Source organism: Streptomyces sp. NPDC090108, assembly GCF_044747185.1.
In the GTDB taxonomy this organism is placed as follows: domain Bacteria; phylum Actinomycetota; class Actinomycetes; order Streptomycetales; family Streptomycetaceae; genus Streptomyces.
The window spans coordinates 92,672-117,269 of sequence record NZ_JBIVDQ010000002.1; the positions used below are offsets into that span (position 1 = coordinate 92,672).

A 24,598-nucleotide genomic window follows, 5' to 3' on the forward strand; every position below is an offset into this window, starting at 1 on the left:
TTTGCCTCTGGGGCAACAAAATTGCCGCAGAGGCAATTCTGCGGCTGAATAGAGGCATGAACGCCTCAGAAGCCGGGCCTTCGACAGGCCCGGGCGATGCGGGATCCGGCGGCGAACTGCCCGCCGTGGCACCCCAGTTGCGGGCCCTGCGCCGACGCGCCGGGCTCACCCTGGAGGCCGCCGCCCGCTCGGCCGGCCTCTCACCGGCCCATCTCTCCCGGCTGGAGACCGGTCAGCGCCAGCCCTCGCTGCCGATGCTGCTCGCGCTCGCCCGTATCTACGGTACGACGGTATCGGACCTGCTCGGCGAGGCCGTCGCCGACCGGGACGCCATCGTGCGCGCCGCCGACATGGAGCCGACCCGCGCGGGCGGCTGGACCTACCTCCAGGCCGGGTCCCCCGGGCGCGGTATGCAGGCGCTGCGCGTGCAGGTGCCGTACGGCGCCCAGGGCGACGTGGTGCGCGTCCACCCCGGCGAGGAGTGGCTGTACGTCCTGAAGGGACGGCTCAGGCTGCGGCTCGGCGACACCGCGCATCTGCTCGCGCCCGGCGACAGCGCCCACTTCGACTCCCTCACCCCGCACCGCCTCGCCGCCGAGGACCACGACGGCGTCGAGCTCCTGTTCGTCCACACCCTGCTGCAGAGCCCCACGGCCACGCTGTGCCTGGGCCCGCTGACCGGAGAGCTGCCATGAGCGACCTCGAAGAGAAGTTCCCGCGCTCCCTGTGGATCCGCCTGATCATCTACATCGCCCTGGGGCACGTGCTGGCCGCGTTCCTCTTCCTGCTCTTCACGCTGGGCGCGAAGAACGGGGGGTGAGCTGAGGGGCACATGAGGGTGACCCGGGGGCGAGCTGAGGGCGGCGGCCGGAGTCTCCGTCGCCCGGGCTCGGTCCACCGCCCGGGCTCGGTCCGGGAACCGCCCGGGGCTCAGTCCAGGAACCGCTCGCGCAGCCGCTCCCGGTGCGCGGGGGTGAGTCCCAGACCGCGCTCCAGGTAGGCCTCGGTCCCGCCCCACGTCTCCTCGATGCTCGCGAAGGCCGCCGACAGGTACTCCGCGCGCGCCTCGAACAGCGGGCTGAGCAGCTCCATCACCTCGGGCGTGTACGCGGTGTCCTGATCACCGCTGCGGCGCACCTTGTAACGGCGGTGCCTGGCGTTGGACTCCAGATAGTCGGCGGTGATCGCCTCGCGCTCCACGCCCACCGCCAGCAGCGTCACCGCTATGGAGATGCCGGCGCGGTCCTTGCCCGCCGCGCAGTGCATCAGCGCCGGCACGCTGTCCGCCGCGAGGGCGTGCAGCACCTGCGCGTGCTCGGCGGTGCGGTCCTTGACGATCCTGCGGTAGGAGGTGATCATCCGGTCCGCGCCCTTGCCGTTCGCGAGTATCCCGCGCAGTTGTTCGAGGTCGCCGTCGCGGACCATCTTCCAGAACTCGGCGCCGTCCGCCGGGTCGCTCAGCGGCAGGTTCACGTTCCGCACGCCCGGCAGTTCGACGTCCGGACCCTCCAGCTGCTGGTCGGCGCTGTTGCGGAAGTCGAAGACCGTGTGCAGGCCCAGGGAGGCGAGGAAGGCCGTGTCCTTGTCGGTGGCGTGGGCGAGGTGCCCGCTGCGGAACAGCACACCGTGGCGCACGCTGCGCCCGTCCACGGTCGGCAGTCCGCCCACGTCGCGGAAGTTGCGGACTCCGGTCAGCTCGGGCTCGGTCGACGGGACCTGCTGCGTCACGGGGGCTCCTCCCGGTCGGCCCCGCCGACGCTGATCACCGACGGGCGCTGAGTCGACGATACGACATGGGTGTCTCCGGCCGGCGAGTTGTCCACAGGCACGGCGACCAGCGGATAAGGGACTTCATGGCGCCCGCGCTGTCGCGGGCGCGTTCCCGGCGATCACAGTGTCAACGCGGCCGTGCCGACGGCTATTCCTGGATGGCAAATCATTTATGAGTGTCTTATCTCACCCACCGTCAACCCCTTCCTACGGTCGCGTAGGTCACATCCAGGGTGAATCATGGATCTCCGTGGCAGACGATTCGAAGAATGACAACAGATCAGTGATCGGGTCGTACGTGGCGGTGGGGGACAGCTTCACCGAGGGTGTTGGCGACCCCGGCCCCGACGGGGCCTTCGTCGGATGGGCCGACCGCTTCGCGGTCCTGCTCGCCGACCGGCGGCCCGAGGGCGACTTCGCGTACACGAACCTGGCCGTGCGTGGCAGGCTGCTCGACCAGATCGTGGCCGAACAGGTGCCGAGGGTCCTGCGGACGGCGCCGGACCTCGTCTCCTTCTGCGCGGGCGGCAACGACATCATCCGTCCCGGCACCGACCCGGACGAGGTCGCCGAGCGCTTCGAGCGGGCCGTGGCCCAGCTGACCGAGGCCGTGGGGACCGTGCTGGTGACGACCGGGTTCGACACCCGCGGCGTCCCGGTCTTCAAGCATCTGCGGGGCAAGATAGCCACGTACAACGGGCATGTGCGCGCCATCGCCGACCGGTACGGCTGCCCCGTGCTCGACCTGTGGTCCCTGAAGTCCGTTCAGGACCGCAGGGCCTGGGACGACGACCGGCTGCACCTCTCGCCCGAGGGGCACACCCGCGTGGCGCTGCGCGCGGGCCAGGTCCTCGGCATGCGGGTACCGGCCGACCCCGAGCAGCCCTGGCCGCCGCTCCCGCCCCGCGGCACGCTGGAGATCCGCCGCGACGACGTGCACTGGGCCCGTGAGTACCTGGCTCCCTGGATCGGCCGGCGCCTGCGCGGCGAGTCCTCCGGCGACCACGTGACGGCGAAGGGCGCCCTGTCGCCCGACGACATCAAGATGCGGATCGCGGCGGTGGCCTGACCCTCTCGCCCCGGGCCGCGCGAGCGCGGACAGGCGGCGGCCGGACACCCGTAGGGGTGCGACGGGCCGCCGCCCACCCGGGTTCGCGGGTCCCGGTCCCGGTGCGCCGCCGGACCGATTCGGTTCGTCCACCGACCCGGCGCGCTCACGCCTCCGGCGTGGCGGACGTGCCGTGTCCCAGGCCCAGTTCACGGTCCAGGGCCTCATCCACCCAGGCCAGGGCCCGAGTTCGCGAGATCGCGCCCGGATAGGACGTCACCTGCACGGCCAGCCCGTCCAGGAGTGCCGTCAGCCGCAGGGCCGCGCCCGCCGGATCCGCGCAGCCGAACTCGCCCGCGGCCACGCCCTCGGAGATGACACCGGCCAGTTCGGCCTTCCACCGCCGGTCGAGGTCCCGCGCGACCTCCCGCAGCGCGGGTTCGCGCAGCGACACCGCCCAGCCCTCGATCCACAGCCGCCAGCCCTTGGCCTGCCCCGTGGGCGCGTACCACCGTACGGCCGCCCGCAGCCGGCGCAGCGCGGACGTACGCCGGCCCAGCAGCCCGCGCAGATGCGCGAGGTCGCCCTCGGCGGCGTGGGCGAACGCGGCGGAGACCAGCTTCTCCTTGGTCGAGAAGTGGTACAGCACCAGCGCGTTGCTCACCCCGAGCGCCGCGGCCACGTCGGCGATCCTGACCGCCGCCACGCCCTTCGCCTCGATCTGCCCGATGGCGGCCCGCAGCAGCTCCTCCCGCCGCTCGGCCACGCTCAACCGCACTCTCGCCACGCGGTCACCCTATTCCGTGGACAGGGACGCGGTGCGCGGAACGGGTCGGTCACGGGTGCCGGCGCAACGGGTCGGTCACCGGTCCAGCCGAGGCGTGTCCGTGACGGGTGCCAGCCGAAGCGGGTCCGTCACCGGTACCAGCCGAAGCGGTCCGCGATCACCGGCAGCCGGTCGGCCACCAGGGCGTGCGCGGCGGCGCGCGGCGTCGTGCCGTCGGCCTCCGCGCGGGCCAGCATCAGATCGATGAGCGTGCGCATCGAACGGCGGACGCGGGCGAACGCCTCGTCGGCGTCCGGGCCGATGTCACCGAACAGGGTCCACCACCACCACGCGTTCGTACCGGAGTTGACCACCACGTCGGGCAGTACCGTCACACCGCGCGCGGCGAGCAGTTCCTCCGCCTCGGGCAGTACGGGCATGTTGGCCGCCTCGACGATCCAACGGGCCTTGATCCGCTCGTGGTCGGCCGGTCCGATGGCGTACGACACGGCGGCGGGCACCAGCACGTCCACGTCGGCGGAGAGCCAGGCGTCGCCCGGCAGCTCACGGAAACCGGGGCGCAGCGCGGCGCGGTCGACGGTGCCGTACGCGTCCCGCGCGGCCAGCAGTGCCTCGACGTCGAGCCCCGCGGGGTCGGCGAGGGTCCCCTTCACGTCGGCCACGGCCACCACGGTCAGGCCCGCGCGGGCGAGGAAACGCGCCGTGGCCCCGCCCATGGTGCCGAATCCCTGCACGGCGACCCGGGCGCCCCGGTACGCCACGGACGCCCGGTCGAGGGCCGCGAGCACCGACTCGGCGACGCCGCAGCCGCCGACGAGCTCGTCCAGGCCGATGCCGTCCACGTCGACCGCGAAGGCGTCCGCGAGCCGCTTCCGGGCGGCGGCCTCGTCGTCCAGCAGCGGGTACACGGCCTGGATCGAGGAGACCAGGCCGGCCTCCGCCGCCGCGCGGTCCACCAGGTCCTGGGTGAGCCCGAGGTCCTCGCCGGTGGTCCAGAAGCTCTCGACATGCGGCCGCATGGCGCGCAGATAGCGGACCAGCAGCCCGTACGCCTCCGGGTCGCGGGGGTCGCAGTCGATGCCGCCCTTGGCACCGCCCAGGGGGACGTAACGGCCCTGGGGGTCGTAGTGCAGGGCCTCCTTCATCGTCATGCCGCGGGCGAGCCCGGTGACCTCCTCCAGGGTGCAGCCCGGCCGCATGCGCAGCCCGCCACTGGCCACACCCCGTACCAGCCGGTCGACGACCAGGAAGCCCTGGCGGCCGGTGACGTGGTCGGTCCAGACGAGCGAGATCAGGGGGGCGGTCATGCGGGGTCTCCTCCGGATACTGAACGATGGGTCAGTATCCGGAGCGGTTCCCGGCGCTGTCAACGGTGGGCGGGGCCGGCCGGGATCCCCGGGGGCGGCCCGAGGGCCACGGCGGCTCGACCCCGGGTGCCCCGCGAGCCCTGGCCGCGGAGCGCCGGCCCCAGGGCTGCTGGACCTCACCCCCATGCCCTGCTGTAGCCCCATGGCGACGCGCCGTGAGGTGGTCCCGTTCGGCGCTCGCGGGCGCGACGCCAGGGGGCGTGATGCGCCCCCGCCACCCGAGTCCGACGGGACGGCCGCTCATAATGGAGACCTCAGAGACGTTATCTGGAGGTACCGTGACCGGTCTGCGTTCCCAGAGCTTCGGGTTCGGCGCACTACAGCCCGAGGCCTTCGGCGCGGAGCCGCGCGGTGAGCGCCTCGCGCGCATTCGCCGTTCCCCGCACTTCAGGGACGGTGTCTTCCAGAACCCCGGCGGCACCGCGCGGACCCGGCCGTCCGCCTCCCCGCTGGACATGGCGAAGATGTTCTTCGACCAGGACACCCGCCCCCTGCGCGCGCCCGGCGGCACCCTCCCGGTGCACGCCACCACCTTCGCCGACCTGGCGAAGCCGCCGGTCACGGGACTGCGCGTGACCTGGATGGGGCATTCGAGCGTGCTCGCGGAGATAGACGGTCACCGTGTGCTGTTCGACCCGGTCTGGGGCGACCGCTGCTCGCCGTTCCCGTTCGCCGGGCCGAAGCGGCTGCACCCGGTGCCGTTGCCGCTCGCCTCGCTCGGACCGGTCGACGTCGTCGTCATCTCGCACGACCATTACGACCACCTGGACATGCCCACGATCAAGGCGCTGGCCGGCACCGACACGCTGTTCGCGGTGCCGCTCGGCGTGGGCGCCCACCTCGAACACTGGGGTGTGTCCCCGGACCGGCTGCGCGAGCTGGACTGGCACGAATCCACCAAGGTCGGCGGCCTCACCCTCACCGCGACCCCGGCCCGCCACTTCTGCGGCCGGGGCCTGCGCAACACCCAGCACACCCTGTGGGCGTCCTGGGTCGTCGAGGGCGACGAGCACAAGGTCTTCCACAGCGGTGACACGGGCTACTTCGACGGCTTCCGGGACATCGGCGCCGCGCACGGCCCGTTCGACGTCACGATGATCCAGATCGGCGCCTACAGCGAGTACTGGCCCAAGAACCACACGGATCATAGGCCGCTTCCTGGCGCGTGGCCGGACATCCACATGTCGCCGGCGCAGGGGGTTCAGACGCACCTTGACCTGCAGGGCGGCAGGCCGCATGGGGTGTTGCTGCCGATCCACTGGGGGACGTTCAACCTGGCGTTCCATGCGTGGGCGGAGCCGGGGGAGTGGACCCGGGACGCGGCTGAGGAGGTCGGGCAGGCCGTTGCTTCTCCTCGGCCGGGCGAGCCTTTCGAGCCGGCCGGGCAGATTCCCACGGATCCGTGGTGGCGGTCGGTGTCCGGCCCGATCGCTCACCCGTGGCGTCGGCCGCGGCCGGTGGTGTCGGCTGCGGCTGAGGGGCGGAGCGAGGATCTCGACTTCGCGGGTGACGTGTGACATCGGGCGAGGATGAGATCGGTCCGATCGTAGAGATGTTGAGCCGGTGTTCCGGTTCTCAGTTTGACCACGTGATCCGTGCGTGGGACGGGCCGCCTCGCAAGGAACCCTCGGATCTCCCCCGACAGTTCAGGCCCCTGCCGACGTTGGACGGCTCGGCGCGGGTCTCGGTCCGAACGCACGTCGTGAGCCGCGGGGACGATGAGCCGTCGGCAACGCCGCTCGGGATATGAGTCCTGCGCTGGGTGAGGATCTGCTCGGCTCTGCCGACATGTTTCCGATGACCCACCACGTGGAGTGCGTCGCGATCCTAGAACCCGCCGTGAAGGGCTCCTGACCTGCGGTTTTGTGTGTGCGCATTATGTGCGGTGTGGGCGTTACGGGCGATATCTTGACGCTGAAATGACGCTCGTGACGCTCATTTGACGCTGGTTCTGATGGGGTGTCAGGCGCGTTGGGTCGCTGGTTAAACGGCCGGTAGCGGCGGGGAAATGGGTGGCTCCATGCATAGCAGCGGGCTCGTGCCCGCCGGAACCACCTACCTGACGTCCTGCCGCGCAGGGACTTCACCACCGAGATGCGACGCCCGCCGCTCCGCACCCCTCTCAAGCGATCGGAGCTCCTCCTGCCGCACCTCCATCTCAGTGGGCGGAGCGGCTGGCGGCTGGCCCGTGCGCCAAGCCGAGTACAGGCCCGCCAGGGCGATGGTCACGGCAGCGAGGGACTCCGGTGACAACCCCAAGGCCACCAGCGTGACCCCGGTTGCGAGCACCATGACGAACGCAACGAAGTCCAGGGCGGGGGAGCGGCGGAGCGGGGTGGGACGGCGCACGGGCGGATTCCTCTCGGTTCAGGCTATGGTGATCAGCTTTCCTGAGGGCGCCCTCGCTCGCTAGATTTTCCCAGTTTTATCGGAGAAAATAGCCGTCTTGCCGAGAGAATTGTGAGCCTGATGTACCCATTCCGCGCCAGCGGACGGCCCATCGTGCCTCCATCGACAGGTTCGGATGCCGTAGATGCGCTTGTGCTGCTCCTGCTGGACATACGCACGCAAGCTCGGCTATCCGTCGAGGACCTCCACGAACTACTCAGGACCAGCGGCCAGTTTGATGGTCAACTGCCCGCCCGATCGACGCTCTACCGCAAGCTGAGCGGCGTCGGGTTGAAGAACGAACGGCGTCTGATCGAGGCCATCGTCAGGGTCTGCATCCCCGACGCCCAGCGTGCCAACACGCTCAGGGAACAGGCCATCTCCCTACTGCATCAGGCTTGGTCGGAGGATGCCGAGCCAGATCAGCCGGAGCCCGGAGCGGTTCCGGACGACGGAGGTTTGCTGGCAGAACTGGTCAGGGTTCAGCGCGAGTTGATCGATACTCAGGCCCAGCTCACTGCCGCGCTCCAAACCGCTACCGAGGCTGAGAAAGAATCTGCCAAGTCACGCGCGCTCGTTACCACGCTGTTGGTACTTGGAGCTTTGGGGCGCCCCGCAGTCGGACGAGTCTCAACTCCTTCCCCTGATGCCCCTTCCTATGCCGTCTCCGGAATCGAGCTGTCCAGACTGCGGACCCGCCTCGCGGCCGCCGAGGCCGAACGAGACGAGGCTCAGCAAGTCGCTCGCGCAGCACAACATCGACTGGCCGAGGCAGAGAACCTGCTTACCGCCCACGGCACTGGCTCCACAGACCCCCCGGGTCTTTCAGCTCCTACCCCTACAGGTCCCGTGGAATGGCCGACGACTCGGACCGATCCCGCCGGCCAGGCTGCCCCAGCAGGTACGCTCCGCAGCTCCCGTCAGGCACTGCCGGACACCACCGCCATCGAGCGGGAGGTAGAGCAAGGAGAGGGGGTGTCGTCGTTCGAGGGGCACGAGCGCGTCCGGTCACTAGAACAGGATCCGGAACTGGCCGAGGTCCTCGCCGAGATGCTGCGTTTGGACCCAGATGGCAGCCGCCTGGGATCCGTGATCGACGGAGCGGGACGGCACCTGCTTGACCCCGCACACACCGGCCGCTACCTATGGTCCCAGCTCACCAAGGTCGAGAAGACAGGCTTGGGCACCGCCGTGTATCACCGGATGCAGCGCGAGTTGGGCCTCCCTGACGGATTGCACCTGGACTTCATGGTGGCCGGGCACGACGTCGACATGAAGTTCACCCGGGGCAGTAACTGGATGTTCCCGCCTGAACTGCAGGGTGGCCTGTGCCTGGTCGTACGCGGTGATGACGCCAGCGGCCTGTGGAGCATCGGCCTGCTGCGGGTGAGGTCCGAACTGATGAACACGGGTTCGAACCGCGACGGGAAACGCACGCTAAGCGCGCAGGGCCGGGAGGCAATCCACTGGATCCACTCCAACCTTCCCCTGCCCGAGCATGCCCTGCGTCGACTGTCTGCTGACACAGTGAGTTCGATCTTCGCCAAGGCTTCAGGACAGGCTCGCACCGAGGAGCTGTTCCTGCAGGCACAGCTCACTCCGATCACCACTGCGGACCTCTCCGCCGTCACCATGCAGGCTGATGGGGTTAAGCGAGCGCGGGAGGCGCGGCAGAGGCTCGCCCATCGGGGCGTGCTCGTCCTTAATGGCACTCGCCCCCGCGACGTCGAGTGGGCCTGGGACCTCGGTCTACCTGCCCTTGAACCAAGCACGTGGATGAGTGTCCGGCTCACCCCGGCACAACCCGGACACGAAGGCACTCCCGCGATCGTGCTCGACGGTACCCCGTGGTGCGTGGCTCACCCGGAGGATCTAGAAGTCCCCCTGCCCACAGTTGCCCTCGCATGACCGGCGCCAGCCGCACTCACGATGTACATGCTCCATGACCTGTCCAGAGGACCTTACTGATCGTTTCAAAATGAGTTGAGCTGCGAGTCTTGTGCTCGACGATCTTGGTCGGCAGGGTGTCTGGAGTGCGTGCTGATCTTGTTCCTGACGACCTGTGGGAGCGGTTGGCTCCGTTGCTGCCGCCTGCTCCCGAGCGGCGGCGCCGTCATCCGGGGCGGTTGCGTGTTCCTGACCGAACGGCGCTCGCCGGCGTCCTGTTCGTGCTGCGGACGGGTGTCGCCTGGCGTGATGTCCCGGCGGAGACTGTGGGCTGTTCCGGGGTGACGGCCTGGCGTCGGCTGCGGGACTGGACCGAGGCCGGCGTCTGGCCACGTCTGCATGCCGCCTTGCTGAGCGAGCTGCGCCGCGCGGAACTGTTGGACCTGGAGGACTGCGCCGTGGACGGCTCGCATGTCCGGGCTCTCAAAGGGGGGATCACGTCGGCCCGTCGCCCGTCGACCGCGCCCGCCCTGGCTCCAAACACCATCTGATCGTCGACCGACATGGAATCCCGCTCGCCGTCACGCTCACCGGCGGCAACCGGCACGATGTCACCCAGCTCCTACCCCTGCTGAACGCGGTCCCGCCGATCCGGGGCGTGCGGGGGCGCCCCCGTCGCAAGCCTCGGCGGCTGTACGCGGACCGGGGCTACGACTTCGACAAGTACCGCCGCCTGCTGTGGAAACGCGGCATCAAACCCGTGATTGCCCGACGCGGCGTCGCCCACGGCTCCGGACTGGGCAAGGTTCGTTGGGTGGTCGAGCGCGCCTTCGCCTGGCTGCATCAGTTCAAACGGCTCCGCATCCGCTACGAACGACGCGCGGACCTCCATCAGGGACTGCTCGAACTGGCCTGCAGCCTCATATGCCTCCGCCGCCTTCGAACCTCATTCTGAAACGATCAGTTAGCGGCTTGGAGCACGGAAGGCGTAGAGCAGGCGGGCAGCCAGTTCCTCGGCCAGGTCGCTGCGCCGGCTGGCAACCACCGCCGCAGTGACAGCTTCTTCGGGTTGGACGCGGACAGGACTATCCGACATACGCAACCCGCTGGACCGGCGGGGATCGACTTCACTCAGACGTTCGACCGTGACCATCATGGTGTTTTCGATACCGGCCGCCGGTGCATATGACGGAGCGGCCTGTCCATCGACAGCTTCCAGCATCTCCAGCAGAGTCGTGATCCGTTCGCGAACATCGGCCTCGTCGAGTACGTACGTGATGCCTGGTTTGGGAAGCGAGTCCCAGGCACTCCTCTGCCCAGATCGTGTGATCGCCAGGCCAGCCGAGCGCCCCCGAGGATTGGCAACAGCGACCACCGTCATCTCAGCGGCGTTGTGGACGTCGACCTGCTCAGCGTTCGTAAACAGCCCCTTCGAACGGCCCAGGTTCACCATTTCCTCGGCCAGCTCCCGCATGCGCGTCGCAGTGATCCCGCTTGTCACCGGAATGGGCACCAAGTGGATCTCCAGCAGGGAAGGACCATTGGTGTAGCCACTCGACGGCACGAGGTCCCTGTACCAAGCCACGCTGGCCGGTTGATCGAGGGGCTGCCAGATCAGCTCGTCTGTGGGCTGTCCGGAAGAAGGCGCCTTCGGCAGGGATGCTGCGTTCGCGGGTTTGAACTGGGTGATCACTTCCGTCAGGAAGAGAGCCGCGTGCTGCGCTGCGGTTTCCTGCACACCGGCATCGTCGGTGCTCCGCTTGGTTCCGTTCGCCAAATCACTGATCCCCCGGACCAGAAGGTAGGGGACCCCCGCCTTGGTCGCGGCGTTGGCGAAACCCGCACCTTCCATCTCCACAGCTACGGCGTCGTTGAAGCTCCGGTCCAAGTGGACTCGGGACGGCGACTCGGCCGGAGCGTCCAGCACGAGGTCGCCCGCCGCGATGGGTTTGAAGTGCACCTTGGTCGTGGCTCGTTCCGCCTCCGACAGGGCTCCCCGCCATTCATCCACGCTGTGGACGTACATGGCCACCTGCTGGAGCGGATGGGAAGTTTCCCAGCTGCGCGGGCGCCCCTTGAACCCTTCCGGACTCTCCTTGCCCCCGTGGTACGCGTACACCTCAAGGGCAACCACCACGTCGCCTGGCGAAACGTCGGACTTGAGCGATCCCGCGATTCCGACGAAGAAGACGGCTTGGGGGCGCACGAAATTGATGGCCCGCTCGGTGATCACCGCCGCAGAGTCGTTCCCCGGCCCGGTGGCAGCCAGATAGACCGTCCAGGACGTACCCGGCAGCCGACCTCGCTCGAACACCGTTCCTGCTTGATCGACTCTCTCCAGCCCCTCCAACAGCCGACGCACCGCCTTGTACTCCAGCGGCAGTGCAGTCAGTACAACGAGCGTTTCCCCAGTTGCGTCCATGACCGCCCCCTTGCCGCCACCGCTGTGTGCGTCTCGCGCTCATACCGTACGTAGATCCGGTGAGCCTCACGGAACGGGGTGGTCACCGGCGTGTCGGCGGCCACGCCGATCCCCGACCAGCTGTTGCGCAGGCGCCGACGGGCGGGCATCCCGAACTTCCGCTCACGCAGAACCCCGAAAACGCCACAGCGCCCGACCCGACCGAAGCCGACCCGAGCGCTGCGTAGCAGGTCAGAAGGGGTTTCCCCTCCACGCATCCGTAGGCCCTGTGGGACTCGAACCCACAACCAATGCATTAAAAGTCCTGGCCAAAGCTTGCTGGGTGGTTCCGGACGGTTCTTCGGTGTCCGGAACCACCAGGTCAGAGGGCATGCGCCGTAAGCGGCGATCCACCTACCGATGGGTCGTGCCACACCGTCCGCTCACGCATCGCTCACGCAGGGCACCCCGCATGAACTGCATGGAACACTCTGGGCGGGCCACGCTTGCGGATCCATCCAAGATCGAAAAAAGTAGGCTCGACCCTACAGACGCCAGCCCGTTCGACGGGCAGCCTGGGTGTATCGGCTCAGCCACGTTCCCGTGGCGCAGATCTTCAAGATCAGCAAAGGCATCAACCCTGATGCTGACCCGCGCCCTCACGGCGGCAAGTGTTGTACGTGGTGCCTCAAAGTGGCTCGGCTCGTTGAGTTCAGCCGCGTGTCCGTCCAATCGTGCGGGTGAAGCCGAGGGTGATCACGAAATGTACCCAGCGGGGTACAGACTTCGCGGTGTGAGACGGAGAGGCTGGTGCCCGAGGTGGGGAGCAGCCGATGAGCGGGCTCGCGGTGGAATTCGAAGTAGCTACTGCCATTTGTGCTGCGCGGGTTTTCATTCGCCAACTTCGAGGGCTGTTGATGGACATCGGTAACGCAATCCGCGCCTGGCGCTCCGTGCGCGACGCCTTGCGGGACGATCAGGAGGAAGACCAGGGCTGACCTCTGCCCTCGCACCGCCTGGGCGGCGGGCGAACGGCGCCAGTCCCAGGGCGCTCAGCAGCCGAGACCGCTGTCACCGCCGAGCTGAATCTCTGCGGCCGGCCTGGTGACGAAAGGGCGCGGCGTTCCGTTTCGGAACAGCCGCAGGTGCTGGTCAGTTCTGAACGGGCACTGCTGATCATTTGCTCCGCGTCTCCGTCGGCAGCGAGAGACGGCGCACGATCATCAAGGGCGTGCGGACGACGGCGACAGCTCGGACTCAACCCAAGCGTCGCCGGGACGCTGCAGAAAACCCGTGGGAGCAGCGCACGGAGCAATCTATGATCGTTCGTCATGGGCGTGTACATAAGCCGACATCGGACAGATGCGACACCGAAGCGAGCATCGGAGTCGGATGCCGAATTCTTCGAACGGATCGCCGGTCCGTTCTGGGACCAGGTTCGAGATGTGATCAACGAGTGGTGGTCACACCTGCCCCCGATGCTCAGCCCGGCCTGCGCAGTCGGCTACGCGATCGCAATTCCGACGCGAATGTCTTCTCCGCGCTGTGGGAGCTGTACGTGCACGAGATGCTGCGCGGATCCGGTTGCACCGTGGAGATCGAGCAGCAAATAGGCACAGGGGGAAAGTACCCAGACTTCCTGGTCACCCGTGGCGACCAGCAATTCGTTGTCGAGGCGATCTGGACGGCCGAGAATCTGGACGCAACCGGGAGCCGCTCGCTCCCGCCTCAGGTGGTGGACGTGATTGACCGCGTTCCGAGCCCAAACTTCCACGTGGCGTACAAGGTTGACAGCGTTGGCTCGACCACACCGCAGCAACGGCGGTTGAAGAACGAGTTGACACGATGGCTGGCAAGTTTGGACCCCGACCAGGTCACTGCCGAGTATGAGCAGAAGGTGCCGCTACCCAGGCACACCTGGCAGGAGGCAGGTTGGCGCCTCAGCTTCGAGGCGATCCCCCGCAGCCCCGGCAGGCGAGGCGATCCGACGAGCAGGACAATCGGCTTCCATCCCTCGGTGTGGGTCGCCGATGACTCAGATCGGGTACTCAAAGCCGTGAGAAAGAAGGGCAGGAAGTACGGCGAATTGGGGCTGCCATTCATCGTGGCGGTTGGCAATTCAGCGGTCTTTCCCGAGGATGAGGACACCGAAAGCGCGTTGTACGGGACCTCGGTCGAGTACGCCCACCACACCGGATCGACCTTCGGTCGCAATGCCGACGGCTACTGGACTGCTGCGCAAGATCAGACCCATAGCCGGGTCAGCGGCGTACTGACCGTCGATAATCCGGTACCTTGGACATGGGCGAAGAAGGCCCCAGTCCTCTGGCAAAGCCCCGCACCTGACTCGCTCCCGGCCCCCGTTCTCCCCACCTGGGAAACAGTACAATTGGTTGATATTCACGTCGAACGTCAGCCAGCGGCTCGCCCCATCCACACGTCTCTTGGTCTGTCTGAGGACTGGCCGATCGGAGATGCTTTCCCCCGGCGTCGGCCAAGCGCCCAAAGCTGAGAGCTCGACGCAAACGGGCGGATGCCCCACGTATGTAGAGTGCCCGGGGACCAGAGCAGGTCCCCTCGTCATACCAAGCAAGGGTGTCTTCACAGCCCAGTAACCGGCTGCCCTATGGGCGCCCGGGCGATCTGCCAGACGGCAGCATGTTCCTGCACTTCACGTGGGATCGCGGATTTGTCGGCCGGCTACTGCTCACCGTCGTAGGTGCCGACCGCATCTATACCAAGACAGGGGTCACCGTTCCCAATGCGTCGCTACAGGTCGCATCTCCTCCTGTATGCCCTACCTCGCACCCCCAACTGCCCCACTGCAAAGTTCTGTTGTGCGCCCTCAGCAGGCTGACCTCGCTGCTCGGCGCGACCCAGGCAATGTTCGGCTCGTAAACTTCGCTGTCCACTACTACGGCACCGACTCCTCGTGCATCATGGCCTCTTGTGGATGAGGGAATCGTCGCACTGATAGCGGCAGGTTGCGGGCTTCTCGGCTCGATACTGGGAGCTGCTTTCACGGCATGGGCCACCCAGGCCGGAGCAGACAAGAGCGCTGATGCTGTGCGTGGACAGGCACACGACCAGGCTGTGAACGAACACGCCCATTGGCTACGGCAACAACGTCTTTCCGCCTGCGAGGGATTCCTCTACGCTTGGGACGAGTGCACCCGCAGGCGAAAGGAGTTGGCCCGTCCAACAGAGGAGGGCCAACATAATTCCCATCGTACAGAACTGCATCAAGCTTCCACTCGCATGCTGGAACGTGCGCGTCGCGTATCTATTCTTGGCCCTGAAGAAGTCGCTCAAGCCTCTCAGGTGATCTCTGTTGCAACAATGGAGAATATCGAGAGAGAAGAAAAGTTCGGCCAATGCATCGAGGCAGCTATCGCACGCCTACGGGAGCAGGAAAGGCATATCCGCGAACTCTCGCCAGATCTCAAAATTGAGCAGCTGAATCAGGTGCTCGCCCACGCTGGCGACCTAGAGAGCTTGCAGGAACTCTATTCCATAGAGGATCTGGAGCGGATTCTGGAAAATGCGGAGCACTCCATGGGAGAGGGGGAAGCGTGGCTCGGCAGGATGACCGCATTCGGGGAACTAGGGGACGAAATAAACAACGAAGGAGCGCGCTTCCTGGAGGACTTTAAACACAACATTCAGGTGACCGAAGAGAATAGGGCGGTATTCGTTCGCACCGTGCGGAACTCAATCGCAAGTCCGCCGATGCGTAACGACTGATCAGCCTCGTTCTGCCGCAGGAGATGAGCGCATACCCATCTCCCTCAACTCGTCGAAGACCACGCGGGAGTCACCCGTGGTCTGTACACGGACACCAGGAACTGGCTCCTGCAGCCCAACGCGCGGCAGCTCGGCGAGGTCGCCGCCACCACGGTCTCCGACCACTGCGGAACACCGGTGTTGTCTAGTTCTCCATGTACGGCGCCGCCGGCAACCTCGCGCTGCACGAGCGCGGCGACTTCCCCGGTCATCAACACGCGCGAACGCATCAGGCACCATCACGACCATTAGCGGGACTTCGTGATCATCGAGCACCGCATCCTTGCCATCAGCTAAACGGCGAAGACCGCGCTCAGGAAGCTTCGGCGGGCTGGGGATTCCAGAGCTCGGTGTATCGCTCCACTTCCTCGGAGCTCAGTTCATTGTCGCTCTCGGTGCGCAGCAAGGTGGTGTCCCATGGCCGGCTGCCATCGGTGCGCGGGGTAAGCAGCACGCCGAGGGTGGAGCTCTGTTCGGCCAGGCCGGTCTGCTGGTGGAGTTGGTGGTGGCGCAGCAGTACGTACGACTGGAAGGCGGCTTCCACCTCGGGACCGAAGCGCGTGGCACATCCGAAGATGAGCTGGCGGGTGCCGGACGGGTCGATGGAACGGCGCCAGCGCCACTTGGATTCGTCAGCGGGCACCTCACGCACGTCGGCCAGCATGTCCAGCAGCAGTTGTCCCCACTCAGCGCGCGCTCCGACCGGCAGCTTGTCCAGGTCGGAGAGGAGGAGCTGCCGGTTGGGCTCACTCATCTGTGAGCGGATGGCGCTGGTGGCGACGTCCTCCATGATGATTCGCATAACCCGGTGAGCATGATCTGACCCCACCGGAGCCTGCGGGAGCAAGGGGGTGGAGAAGTGGCTCCCGCCGAGTCCGGCGACATCTGGGTTGAGGGGGCCGGGGGGTGCCTCGGCGTCGGCCGCGGCGAACTCGTAGTACCGCACGGGCTCTTCGCCCAGGGCTACAGGAGGCTCGACGGCGGCGCGGAAGAGGTAGTCGAGGACAGCGGTGGTAGAGCGCAGCTGGTCGAAGAGGAAGTCCCAGTCCCTCCGTGTCAGGGCGATCGTGGGGATACCGATCGGCTCCAGCGAGCAGATCGTGCCCTCGGGTACTTGCTCGTGATCCAGCAGGAACACCCCGATCCACTCGTAGGCATTGCCGTCGACAGACAGCGTTCGATCGCGGCCGTTGGCCATGTCAGCGGGCAGCATCCGCAACTGACGCACGGTGCCCTTGGCCTGACGTGCAGCCTTGGTCGCCACCTTCTGGATCCAGGCCACCTCGCTGTCCGCGTCCTTGGGCTGGATCGTGCGCGCCTTGACCTGGATCACCGCGCCACGCCCTCCGGCGAGCAACAGCCTGTCGCCGAGCTCGCGTCGACCGGAGCCCTTGCTGGCGTAGGCGGACTGGAAGACGAAATCGGGCAGACCCCAGGTGGCGGCAGCGGTGTGTGCCGCCACCTCGGCACCCGGGCCATGCTCCACGCCGGACGGCAGCGGTAGCGCTGGACGTATGCGCCGCACGTACTGCCCGTTCGCGGTTTCCACAATGAGCGTGAACGCGTCGGGGTCGTCGTCCTGGATGAACCGCCACAGCGCGGGAGAAGCCTGATCAGTCACGCCCTCTATTAGACGCAAAGCACGGCCGCCGACACCTACCCTTTTCTCGTAGTACGTGTCACTCGGCAGCTTTCCGGCCCGGCATGAAGATGAGGGCCGCCCTGCAGGGCGGCCGTGCGGGCGTCCCAGGCACGCCGAGCAAGGCCGGTGCCCACGGACCCGAAACACGATATGCCCCAGCTGGCGGCACCTCTATCCTGGTCCGTTGCCCACCTGGAGATAGACGCCATGACCGCCCTGACAGACCCGCTCACCGAGGAGCAACGGCTCCTCCTCGACATCGTGTGGACGACGTTCGTCGAACACGAGCGCTTCCCGAACTTTTTCCACGTCGCTTACCGCATGCGAAAGCACGGCCACGACGCCGCGAAGGTCCTCTACAGCTTCCCCGTGATTGGCCACGATCAGGTCTCAAACGGCTACCGGGCCGTCGGGTGGTGGGGGCACGGCTTCACCCCGCAGTCCGACGGGCCGGTGTACCTGACCATGGCGGGGCTCTACCACCTGCAGCATGATCAGATGGCCCGCGATCTTGCCCGTGGCCTGCTGGCGTATATGCAGCAGATGACCCGGGAGCAGGACAGGATCCTCGACAGCCCCTTCGACCTGCCCGATATCGACGTGAACCTCGGCGAAGTCCTGAAGGAGATCGACGGCACCAGTCCCCTGCTGGAGCGCATGGCGCAGATCGCCGACCGAGAGTGGCCGGGCATGCGCTTCAACAAGACATCCCTCACGGGCCGAATCGGCGCGCTGCCATCCGCCGACTGCGACACCCTCGACCACTACCTCGCCGATATCGCCGCCCACCTGTCGCCGCCTGCGCCGCCGGAGGCGCTGTCCTTCACCGAGCCGCGCTCCTTGTTGCGCGCGCTGAACTTCCTCGACGTCACCTACGAGCTGGTCTTCGGCGAAGCCCTGGTTGTCCCGCCGCCCATGGACCGATCCAGCCTCCTCGCCTTGGACGTCGACGACGAAGCGGCCTACAACTCCGGGCTGGTCGTCCTGACCGACATCCTGCGCGACTTCAAAGTGCCCGGCCGCAGTCCAGGCTCGGGCCTGCTGCGACTAGAGGAACATCTCGCCGACGAGCTACCCGCGCTCGACCGCAACGCGGTCCACCAAGCCGTGCAGCTCCTGGACCAGATCCGTGTCATCCGCAACTCCGCCGTCCACCCCAAGCCGCGGCCGGAACTCGCCGCCGCCCACCACGCGCTTGGGCTGGGCTTCCCGGTCCGCGACTTCACCGCTGCCTGGGACAGCGTCCGCGCGCACGCTGAGCGGGCCGTGAGCAACCTGCAGGAGGCAATCCAGTCCGCTAGGCCCTAAGACCAGTCGCCGCGGAGGGTGTTTCTATCTGTTCGGTCAAGGTCTGTGGGCTTGGTCAGGAGAAAAAAGGTAGCCAGAAGGGGCATGATCTTGATGGGTGGTTCCGGACGCTTCTTCGGTGTCCGGAACCACCTCGTCAGGTCAGGTTCGGTGTGACCTTCGATCCGATCCCTCGTCGCCGCCGCTGCATCGTCCGCTCACGCATCACTCAAGCACCCAACCCGTTCTACCGTGGTCGAGGGGCCGACTCCGATCACGCCTCGCTGCTTGGGTCAAGGGGGGCGTCCTCTCGCAGAGCCACTCCGAAGGGACCATTACTCGCCAAGTCCGTATCGCCCTGGGCAAACTGCTGATCCGATGGGAAAGCCGCTGGCAAGATGGCCGCTTGGGTGGACTGCGCGGCAGTCGGGGGAGCAAGGAGCAGTGGGTGGGGACGACGATTAACGGCCGGTTTCTGTTGCTCCCTCAGGAGGCCCGCCCGGGGGGGTTGTCCGAGGTCCGCAAGGCCGTGGACATCAAGAGCGCTGGCGGTGACCACGTCGCCGTGAAGCTGCTCAAGCAGCGGGAGGACGACGCGATCACCCGGATCTTCCTGGAGCGGGAGACCTCGGCGCTCAAGGCACTGAACCATCCCCATATCGTGCGGATGCTCGACTCTGGCTGGGATCAAGGGCTGGAGCGGTACTTCATCGCCCTGGAGTGGATTGACCGCAGCCTCAAGGACGAGATGGCAGATGGCCGTCCCCTTGACTGGCCGGCCTACTTCACACGCATAGGCGGACCGTTGGCTTCCGCCCTCGCGTATGCCCACGAGAAGGAGATCGAGCACCGTGATCTGAAACCGGGAAATGTCCTGCTGACCGGCGACGGCACGGTCAAGCTCGCCGACTTCGGGATCGCCAAGATCTTGTCCAAGGCCGCAGCCGTGACCGACGAGACGGTCGCGGACTTCCGATCCGCTCTGTACTCGCCGCCCGAGCAGAGCGAGGCAGTCCCGTACGTCCGTGACGTGTACGCCTACGCGGTCCTGGCCATTCAGGTCCTCTCCCGCAGCCAGGCACGTGACTACCACGATCTGGCGACGGTACTCGACGGTCTGGAACTCGACACCGAGATCCGCAACGTCCTCAGAACCTGCATCGACCTCGACCCGAAGAAGCGGCCAGCCAACGCTATCGTTCTCGAACACCGGCTCCTGGAGGCCGAACGGGTCTGCGAAAACCGTGATGCTCGCCAACGCAACGCGCTCTGGCTGAAGATGACCCGTCGCGCGGCCGAAAGCTTGAGCACCACCCCGGCCGGAGAAGAGATCGACTGGGATGCGGTGAAGAACACGGTGCTCGCGGACATCTCCGGCACGGTTCATGTCGACTACGGCTACAACGCGCAGAGCGACGAAGTCGACACCGGCACGGTGCGGGTGTTCGGCCAGAGTCTGTTCCTGCGCCTGGTCAACGACGAGGATCAAAGCGACCGATGCGTCATCGTTTCGGCCGAGGAACGAGCAGAGGAATGGATGGCCAAGCGCCGTGCGTCCGCCCTCAAACTCGGCCCCATCCTCACCTGGACGTTCAACGATCCGGGCGAGGACCCGGCGTACGACGGCCTCAACCTGCTGCTGGACAGCCTCAACGAAGAACTTGACGCACGCGAGACACAGGCCAAGGAGGGTAAGCGCCAGCAGCTCGGCGACCTGTTCGACGGCTGGCGCCGCGTCCTGGAAGCCCGTGAGGAAGCGGCGGCCAACGGGCGGCAGCCGATCCAGTACGAACGGCTGGAAGGCGGCGGCCGCACCCGAGTCTTCCATCTCGCCGCGCCCGACACTACCGCCGAAATCGGTGAAGAGTGGTCCGTCGCGGAGTACCCCTACAGTCGGCCCATCGACCGTGGCGAGATCACCAACCGCACTGACGACACCGTCGTCCTGCGAATGACGCGTCCCCAGGCCGTCCTGCCCGCCCGGGGGGTACTGCTCCCCTTCCTCGGACCCAGCCAGAACGCGATCAACCGGCAGCGCGACGCACTTACCGCGGTCGCCGCCGGCCAGACCGCAAATCTCGACCTGCGGCAGATCATCGATAACCCCGGAGTCCTTGAGGTCGGCCCGCCCACCGAAGTCACCACCTGGGTCCGCGCCGACCTCGACCAGAGCAAACGGGACGTCGTCGCCCACGCCCTGGGCACCCAGGACCTACTGCTCGTCGAGGGACCACCCGGCACTGGCAAGACGACCGTGATCGCTGAGATCGTCGAGCAGACCCTCAGCCGGCATCCCACCGCCCGCATCCTCATCGTCAGCCAGACCCACATCGCCATCGACAATGCCCTCAAGCGCCTTGAAGACGCAGGCATCACCGAACTCGTCCGCCTCGGCCGCGTCGACGATCCACGCGTCGCTGAAAGCGCACAGCCGCTGCTGCTCGACCGGCAAGTCAAGAAGTGGACCCAGGGTGTCCGGACGCGCGCAGAACGGCATCTGGAGAGCGTGGCCGCCAACAGCGGCCAGCAGCCCAGCCACCTCAAAGCGGCCCTGGTGCTGGAAGAACTCGCCGCCGTGGCCGCCGACCTCGCCCATGTGACGGCCCGCCTCGACGAGCTGGCGAACCAGCCTGTGCCTGAGCGCACCACCTCCGCCAGAGAGCTCGGCGAGGAAGTCGTCACCACCCGAGCCCGTCGAGAACAGCTCCTCGAACAGCGGGCAGAGCTGTTCGCCGAAGTGCAGACCATGCTCGACGGCGAACTCACCCTCCGCGAGGAAATGAGCGCCGCAGACGCCCGCGACGTGGTCGAGGCGCTCCTCGGCCCGGCCGGGACCGGCAGGGAACTGATGCACCTGCTGCGCCTCCAGGGCGAATGGCTGCAGCGAATCGGCACCGACCAGAACCTGATCGCGGGCTTCCTGCGCACCCGGCGCGTCATCGGCGGCACCGCGCTCGGCTTCCTCGGCCACCCGGCGGCCCGGGATCTCGAATTCGACCTGTGCATCTTCGACGAGGCGTCCAAGGCGACCGCGACCGAGGCGTTGGTGCCAATGGCCAGGGCCAAGCGATGGGTGCTGGTCGGCGACACCAACCAGCTGCCTCCCATCGATGAGGATCTGCTGCGCGATGAAAAGATCATGGCCGATCACCAGCTCATCCCCGAGCTGGTGAAGACCACCCTGTTCCAGTACTTCGCCAACTCCACCAAGGCACCCGTCAAGCACCTGCTGCGCGAGCAGTACCGGATGACCCCGGCGATCGGCAACATGATCAGCAGCTGCTTCTACGACAACAAGCTAATCTCGCCCAACGACCATGTCCTTCCCGGCTACAGCACGGTCAACAAACCCGTCCTGTGGCTGGACACCAGCGCTCTGCCGAACCGCCGCGAGGACGAGCAGTCCGCCGCACAAACCAGCGTTTCAAACCGCCTTGAGGGCCAACTCGCGATGCGACGCCTGGAAGTCATCGATCGGGCCATCGACAAGGGGGTGATCAAGACTCCCGACGGCAAGCGCCTCGACGTCCTGCTGATCGCCCCCTACGGCCGCCAGGTCGAAGAACTCACCAAACGCCTAGCCTCCCTGAGACTCAAGCACATCGCTCCAGAAGTGCTCTCCGTCGACGCGGTACAGGGTCGAGAATGCGATCTCGTCGTGTTCTCCGTGACCCGAAGCAACATCAGCGGTCGCTTCGGATTCCTTGGCCAGCCCTACTGGCGCCGCATCAACGTCGCTCTCTCCCGCGCCCGCTACGGCTTGATCATCGTTGGCGACGCTGGCTTTTGCCGCAGCAAGCCCGGCGCCCTGCGCGACGTCCTCGACTACATGAGCGGCCACCCGGAAGACTGCGAGATCCGCAATGCCTACCTCTAGCCCCACCTTCGGCGACGACAGCCTCCTGGCCCTCCGCTTCCACAACACCCGTCCCGGACTCGAACTCATCCAGATCGCCGACGCCGCACTGCCTGTCGCCCGGATCACCGCCGAGGTCCTCGCCCAGGACAGCAAGGACCTCCCGCTTATGGAGGAATTCGTACTGCGGCTGGTCGACCACAACGTGAGCAACACGCGTGGTATCGCCGGCCTACTCGGCCTGCCCGAAAACATGGTCGACCGGACCGTCGCCGTGCTGTTCGGCTCAGACGACCTCAAATGGGCCCGCCCCACCCCCGCAGACGCAGGCCGGGCTCCCGGCCTGCGGCTCACAGACAAGGGCCACCTCACTGCCCAGAAGGCCGCCGCCGTAGCGCCCGTGCGGGTCAACCAGCCGCTCGTCTACGACCAAATGCTGTGGAAGGTAGCCCCCTACGACCGCCGCACCACCATCCCGCGCGGGCAGGCCGAGGAAAACGGCATGATCATGCTGCCCGCCGCAAGGTCCGGGCCCGTCAACGACGGAGACATCACCGCAGCGGAAATCACCGCTCTGCTCCGCGAGAACGGCAACAACAAACGCGAAGTCCTCCAGGTCAAAGGCATCTCCCAGGCCCCGGCCCGCCGTGTCCTGCCGGTCAAGATCCTGGTGTATGCCGACGCAGACCGTACCGACGTCGAAGTCGGCATCGTCGTCGACGGCGAACTCAGTCAGGCCCACGAACTCGCTCTCATCGGCCACGGTGGTGCCAAGGCCCTCGGCATCTCTGTCGCGCCGCCCCCCGAACGCCCTCTTCTCGACCCCGACCTCGAAAAGGCCCGCGTACCGCTGCAAGAGGTCACCCAGCACCGTGCAGAACAGGCCGCATTCCAGCTCGGCGCTCACGCCCCCATGCCCGGTCCGCCGGCAGTTCAGCAGCCACAGGCAGACGAGATCCGAGCCATCGGAGTCTTCGAGCATCCGGACGTCCTCGACGACGCACTCACCAACGCCCGCCGCCGACTCTTGATCATCTCCCCGTGGATCAAGAACGCGATCATCACCACCGACTTCCTTAGCAAACTCGAACGCCGGGTCAAACAAGGCGTCAAAGTGGACATTGCCTACGGCTACGAGGAAAACGACACCAAGACCGACCCTGCCTCCGTCCGGAAACTCACCAACCTCGCCGACCGCTACCGCGACAAACTCAGCTTCACGCGTCTGAAGAGCACCCATGCCAAGGTCCTCGTCTACGACGACGTTTGGGTGACCACGTCCTTCAACTGGCTCTCCTTCAAAGGTGATCCCGAACGTACCTACCGCATGGAGGAAGGAAGCCTCGTCCGCAACCGCCAGATCGCCGACACCCAGTACGCCCGCTACCTTAAGTTGATCGCCGACCAGCGCCGATAACTGTCAGCGGCGGTGCCTCCCGCATGCCGCTGCACCTTTGCACCGGGTCTTGTGAGCGTCGGTCAGCCGCTGGCTCGGATCATTACGGTGAGGACCGGTGAGGCCGGTGACGGCTGGCTCTGTCCGATGTCCTGGTACCCCCACAACTTGTAGAGCGCGTGGACCTTTCCGTCACCAGCGGCCGGGTTGACCATGAGCGTGACGTACGGCTCGTCGCGTGTGGCGAGGAGGGCGTCATGGATACGCCGGGCAGTACCGGTCTTCCGCCAGGTCGGTCGGACGCCGATCTCCTTCAGGGCCACGGCCGGACGCTCGGTGTACATCTCCGCCGGCGTCGGGCTGGTGCGCTGCCAGTAGCGGTCGCCGTGCTCGATGGTGTTGCCGTAGGCGTAGCCGACCGGGTGCCCGTCCGCGTACGCGAGGACGGCCGTGAACCCCGGCTCGGTGCCGTGCCGGTCCAGGCGTTCGCCGAACGCGGTGACCGCGTAATTCGGCAGGTGGAGGAGCGGGGCACGCACGTCGGCGTACACGTCGAGGAGGTCGCCGCGGGCGGTGTCGAGGGCGGTGAACGTGCGCAGGTCGATGGAGGGCGCCGTGGTCATGCAGCCATCCTCCAGGTGGCGGTGTGCTCGGTCCAGGTCCGCACGGTGGAGCTGACCGGCGCGGTGGCGCGCAGTGCGGCCCCGAACTCCTGCAGCATGCGCGTGACCCGGGTGTGCTGGGTGGCAGCCTCAGCGGGGACCTTCATCGCGGTGGCCGTGGCGGCTTCGGGGGCGCCCTGGGCGAGCTGGGCGTGGGCGAGCCGGGTGGTGGTGATGGCCCGGGACCGGATCATGTGGGGCCGGAGGGCGGACAGGCAGCGGTGGGCGTAGATCCGCCTCTACCCCGACGGCCACTTCGACATCTACCTCGGCGAGCCCTTCGAACGCGTTGTCACGGACCAGCTAGGACCACGTTGGCTCCGC

Annotated in this window: 18 protein-coding genes and 1 pseudogene; 12 read left to right on the top strand and 7 right to left on the bottom strand. The window is 66.9% G+C overall.

The annotated features are described in order from the left end of the window. Positions 1-56: 56 nt before the first annotated feature. Both ACIPRD_RS05765 and ACIPRD_RS05770 read left to right on the top strand, forming a co-directional pair. Complete coding sequence (locus tag ACIPRD_RS05765) at positions 57-695, top strand: XRE family transcriptional regulator (protein WP_356411012.1); 639 nt, start codon at positions 57-59, stop codon at positions 693-695. Beyond that, complete coding sequence (locus ACIPRD_RS05770) at positions 692-820, top strand: DUF6126 family protein (RefSeq protein WP_356411009.1); 129 nt, start codon at positions 692-694, stop codon at positions 818-820. Before ACIPRD_RS05765 ends, ACIPRD_RS05770 begins: the two co-directional genes overlap by 4 nt. 110 nt (positions 821-930) lie before the next feature. Here the strand turns inward: ACIPRD_RS05770 and ACIPRD_RS05775 are convergent, their stop codons facing one another. Further along, positions 931-1,728: a tyrosine-protein phosphatase gene (locus ACIPRD_RS05775; protein ID WP_401560214.1), complete on the bottom strand. Its 798-nt coding sequence runs from the start codon at positions 1,726-1,728 to the stop codon at positions 931-933. Positions 1,729-2,053: 325 nt separating this feature from the next. On the opposite strand from ACIPRD_RS05775, the gene ACIPRD_RS05780 reads away from it, so the two are divergent. Continuing rightward, positions 2,054-2,839 (top strand): SGNH/GDSL hydrolase family protein, encoded by a 786-nt coding sequence (locus ACIPRD_RS05780; protein ID WP_356411029.1) that lies wholly within the window; start codon positions 2,054-2,056, stop codon positions 2,837-2,839. A 145-nt stretch (positions 2,840-2,984) separates the two neighbouring features. Here ACIPRD_RS05780 and ACIPRD_RS05785 read toward each other — a convergent pair whose 3' ends face one another. Together ACIPRD_RS05785 and ACIPRD_RS05790 are read right to left on the bottom strand one after the other, a co-directional pair. Continuing rightward, a complete protein-coding gene (locus ACIPRD_RS05785; RefSeq protein WP_356411003.1) occupies positions 2,985-3,605 on the bottom strand; it encodes a TetR family transcriptional regulator C-terminal domain-containing protein in 621 nt (206 codons plus the stop codon). Positions 3,606-3,733: 128 nt separating this feature from the next. Then, on the bottom strand, positions 3,734-4,912 hold the full coding sequence (locus ACIPRD_RS05790) for a Glu/Leu/Phe/Val dehydrogenase dimerization domain-containing protein (RefSeq protein WP_401560217.1): 1,179 nt from the start codon (positions 4,910-4,912) through the stop codon (positions 3,734-3,736). 338 nt (positions 4,913-5,250) lie between these two features. Between ACIPRD_RS05790 and ACIPRD_RS05795 the strand changes: the two genes are divergently transcribed. The 3 genes from ACIPRD_RS05795 (at position 5,251) to ACIPRD_RS05805 (ending at position 10,202) form a co-directional block, all read left to right on the top strand. Beyond that, complete coding sequence (locus ACIPRD_RS05795) at positions 5,251-6,489, top strand: MBL fold metallo-hydrolase (protein WP_401560220.1); 1,239 nt, start codon at positions 5,251-5,253, stop codon at positions 6,487-6,489. Between the two features lie 1,024 nt (positions 6,490-7,513). Beyond that, entirely contained in the window at positions 7,514-9,268 is a 1,755-nt protein-coding gene (locus ACIPRD_RS05800; protein ID WP_401560222.1) for a NaeI family type II restriction endonuclease, read from the top strand. A gap of 125 nt (positions 9,269-9,393) precedes the next feature. Next, positions 9,394-10,202, top strand: a protein-coding gene (locus ACIPRD_RS05805) for an IS5 family transposase (protein ID WP_401560224.1) whose coding sequence is annotated in 2 segments (ribosomal slippage) — positions 9,394-9,733 and positions 9,733-10,202 — 810 coding nt in all. Because the reading frame shifts where the segments join, the coding sequence is not laid out codon by codon here. A 9-nt stretch (positions 10,203-10,211) separates the two neighbouring features. On the opposite strand, the gene ACIPRD_RS05810 is transcribed toward ACIPRD_RS05805, so the two are convergent. After that, the gene (locus tag ACIPRD_RS05810) at positions 10,212-11,669 is read right to left on the bottom strand and encodes a hypothetical protein (RefSeq protein ID WP_401560227.1); all 1,458 of its coding nucleotides are present in this window, start codon (positions 11,667-11,669) and stop codon (positions 10,212-10,214) included. Positions 11,670-12,481: 812 nt separating this feature from the next. Here ACIPRD_RS05810 and ACIPRD_RS05815 point away from each other — a divergent pair. From ACIPRD_RS05815 to ACIPRD_RS05825, 3 genes are all read left to right on the top strand, one after another. Next, complete coding sequence (locus tag ACIPRD_RS05815) at positions 12,482-12,646, top strand: hypothetical protein (protein ID WP_401560230.1); 165 nt, start codon at positions 12,482-12,484, stop codon at positions 12,644-12,646. 461 nt (positions 12,647-13,107) lie between these two features. Next, the gene (locus ACIPRD_RS05820) at positions 13,108-14,160 is read left to right on the top strand and encodes a hypothetical protein (protein ID WP_401560233.1); all 1,053 of its coding nucleotides are present in this window, start codon (positions 13,108-13,110) and stop codon (positions 14,158-14,160) included. Between the two features lie 437 nt (positions 14,161-14,597). Then, positions 14,598-15,392: a hypothetical protein gene (locus ACIPRD_RS05825; RefSeq protein WP_401560236.1), complete on the top strand. Its 795-nt coding sequence runs from the start codon at positions 14,598-14,600 to the stop codon at positions 15,390-15,392. Between the two features lie 352 nt (positions 15,393-15,744). Here the strand turns inward: ACIPRD_RS05825 and ACIPRD_RS05830 are convergent, their stop codons facing one another. Next, positions 15,745-17,052 (bottom strand): hypothetical protein, encoded by a 1,308-nt coding sequence (locus tag ACIPRD_RS05830; RefSeq protein WP_401560239.1) that lies wholly within the window; start codon positions 17,050-17,052, stop codon positions 15,745-15,747. A gap of 228 nt (positions 17,053-17,280) precedes the next feature. Here ACIPRD_RS05830 and ACIPRD_RS05835 point away from each other — a divergent pair, with 228 nt between their 5' ends. The 3 genes from ACIPRD_RS05835 (at position 17,281) to ACIPRD_RS05845 (ending at position 23,633) form a co-directional block, all read left to right on the top strand. Next, positions 17,281-18,381 carry a hypothetical protein gene (locus ACIPRD_RS05835; protein ID WP_143684108.1) on the top strand — a complete coding sequence of 367 codons (1,101 nt, stop codon included), beginning with the start codon at positions 17,281-17,283 and terminating at the stop codon, positions 18,379-18,381. A 427-nt stretch (positions 18,382-18,808) separates the two neighbouring features. Next, positions 18,809-22,237 carry a serine/threonine-protein kinase gene (locus ACIPRD_RS05840; protein ID WP_094216382.1) on the top strand — a complete coding sequence of 1,143 codons (3,429 nt, stop codon included), beginning with the start codon at positions 18,809-18,811 and terminating at the stop codon, positions 22,235-22,237. Beyond that, complete coding sequence (locus ACIPRD_RS05845) at positions 22,224-23,633, top strand: hypothetical protein (RefSeq protein WP_401560243.1); 1,410 nt, start codon at positions 22,224-22,226, stop codon at positions 23,631-23,633. Before ACIPRD_RS05840 ends, ACIPRD_RS05845 begins: the two co-directional genes overlap by 14 nt. A gap of 62 nt (positions 23,634-23,695) precedes the next feature. Here the strand turns inward: ACIPRD_RS05845 and ACIPRD_RS05850 are convergent, their stop codons facing one another. Both ACIPRD_RS05850 and ACIPRD_RS05855 read right to left on the bottom strand, forming a co-directional pair. After that, positions 23,696-24,235, bottom strand: coding sequence for a GNAT family N-acetyltransferase (locus tag ACIPRD_RS05850; protein ID WP_401560245.1), 540 nt, complete (start codon positions 24,233-24,235; stop codon positions 23,696-23,698). Continuing rightward, positions 24,232-24,504: pseudogene (locus tag ACIPRD_RS05855) on the bottom strand (XRE family transcriptional regulator); the annotation flags it as partial. The gene ACIPRD_RS05850 and the pseudogene ACIPRD_RS05855, both read right to left, overlap by 4 nt. Positions 24,505-24,598: the final 94 nt, after the last annotated feature.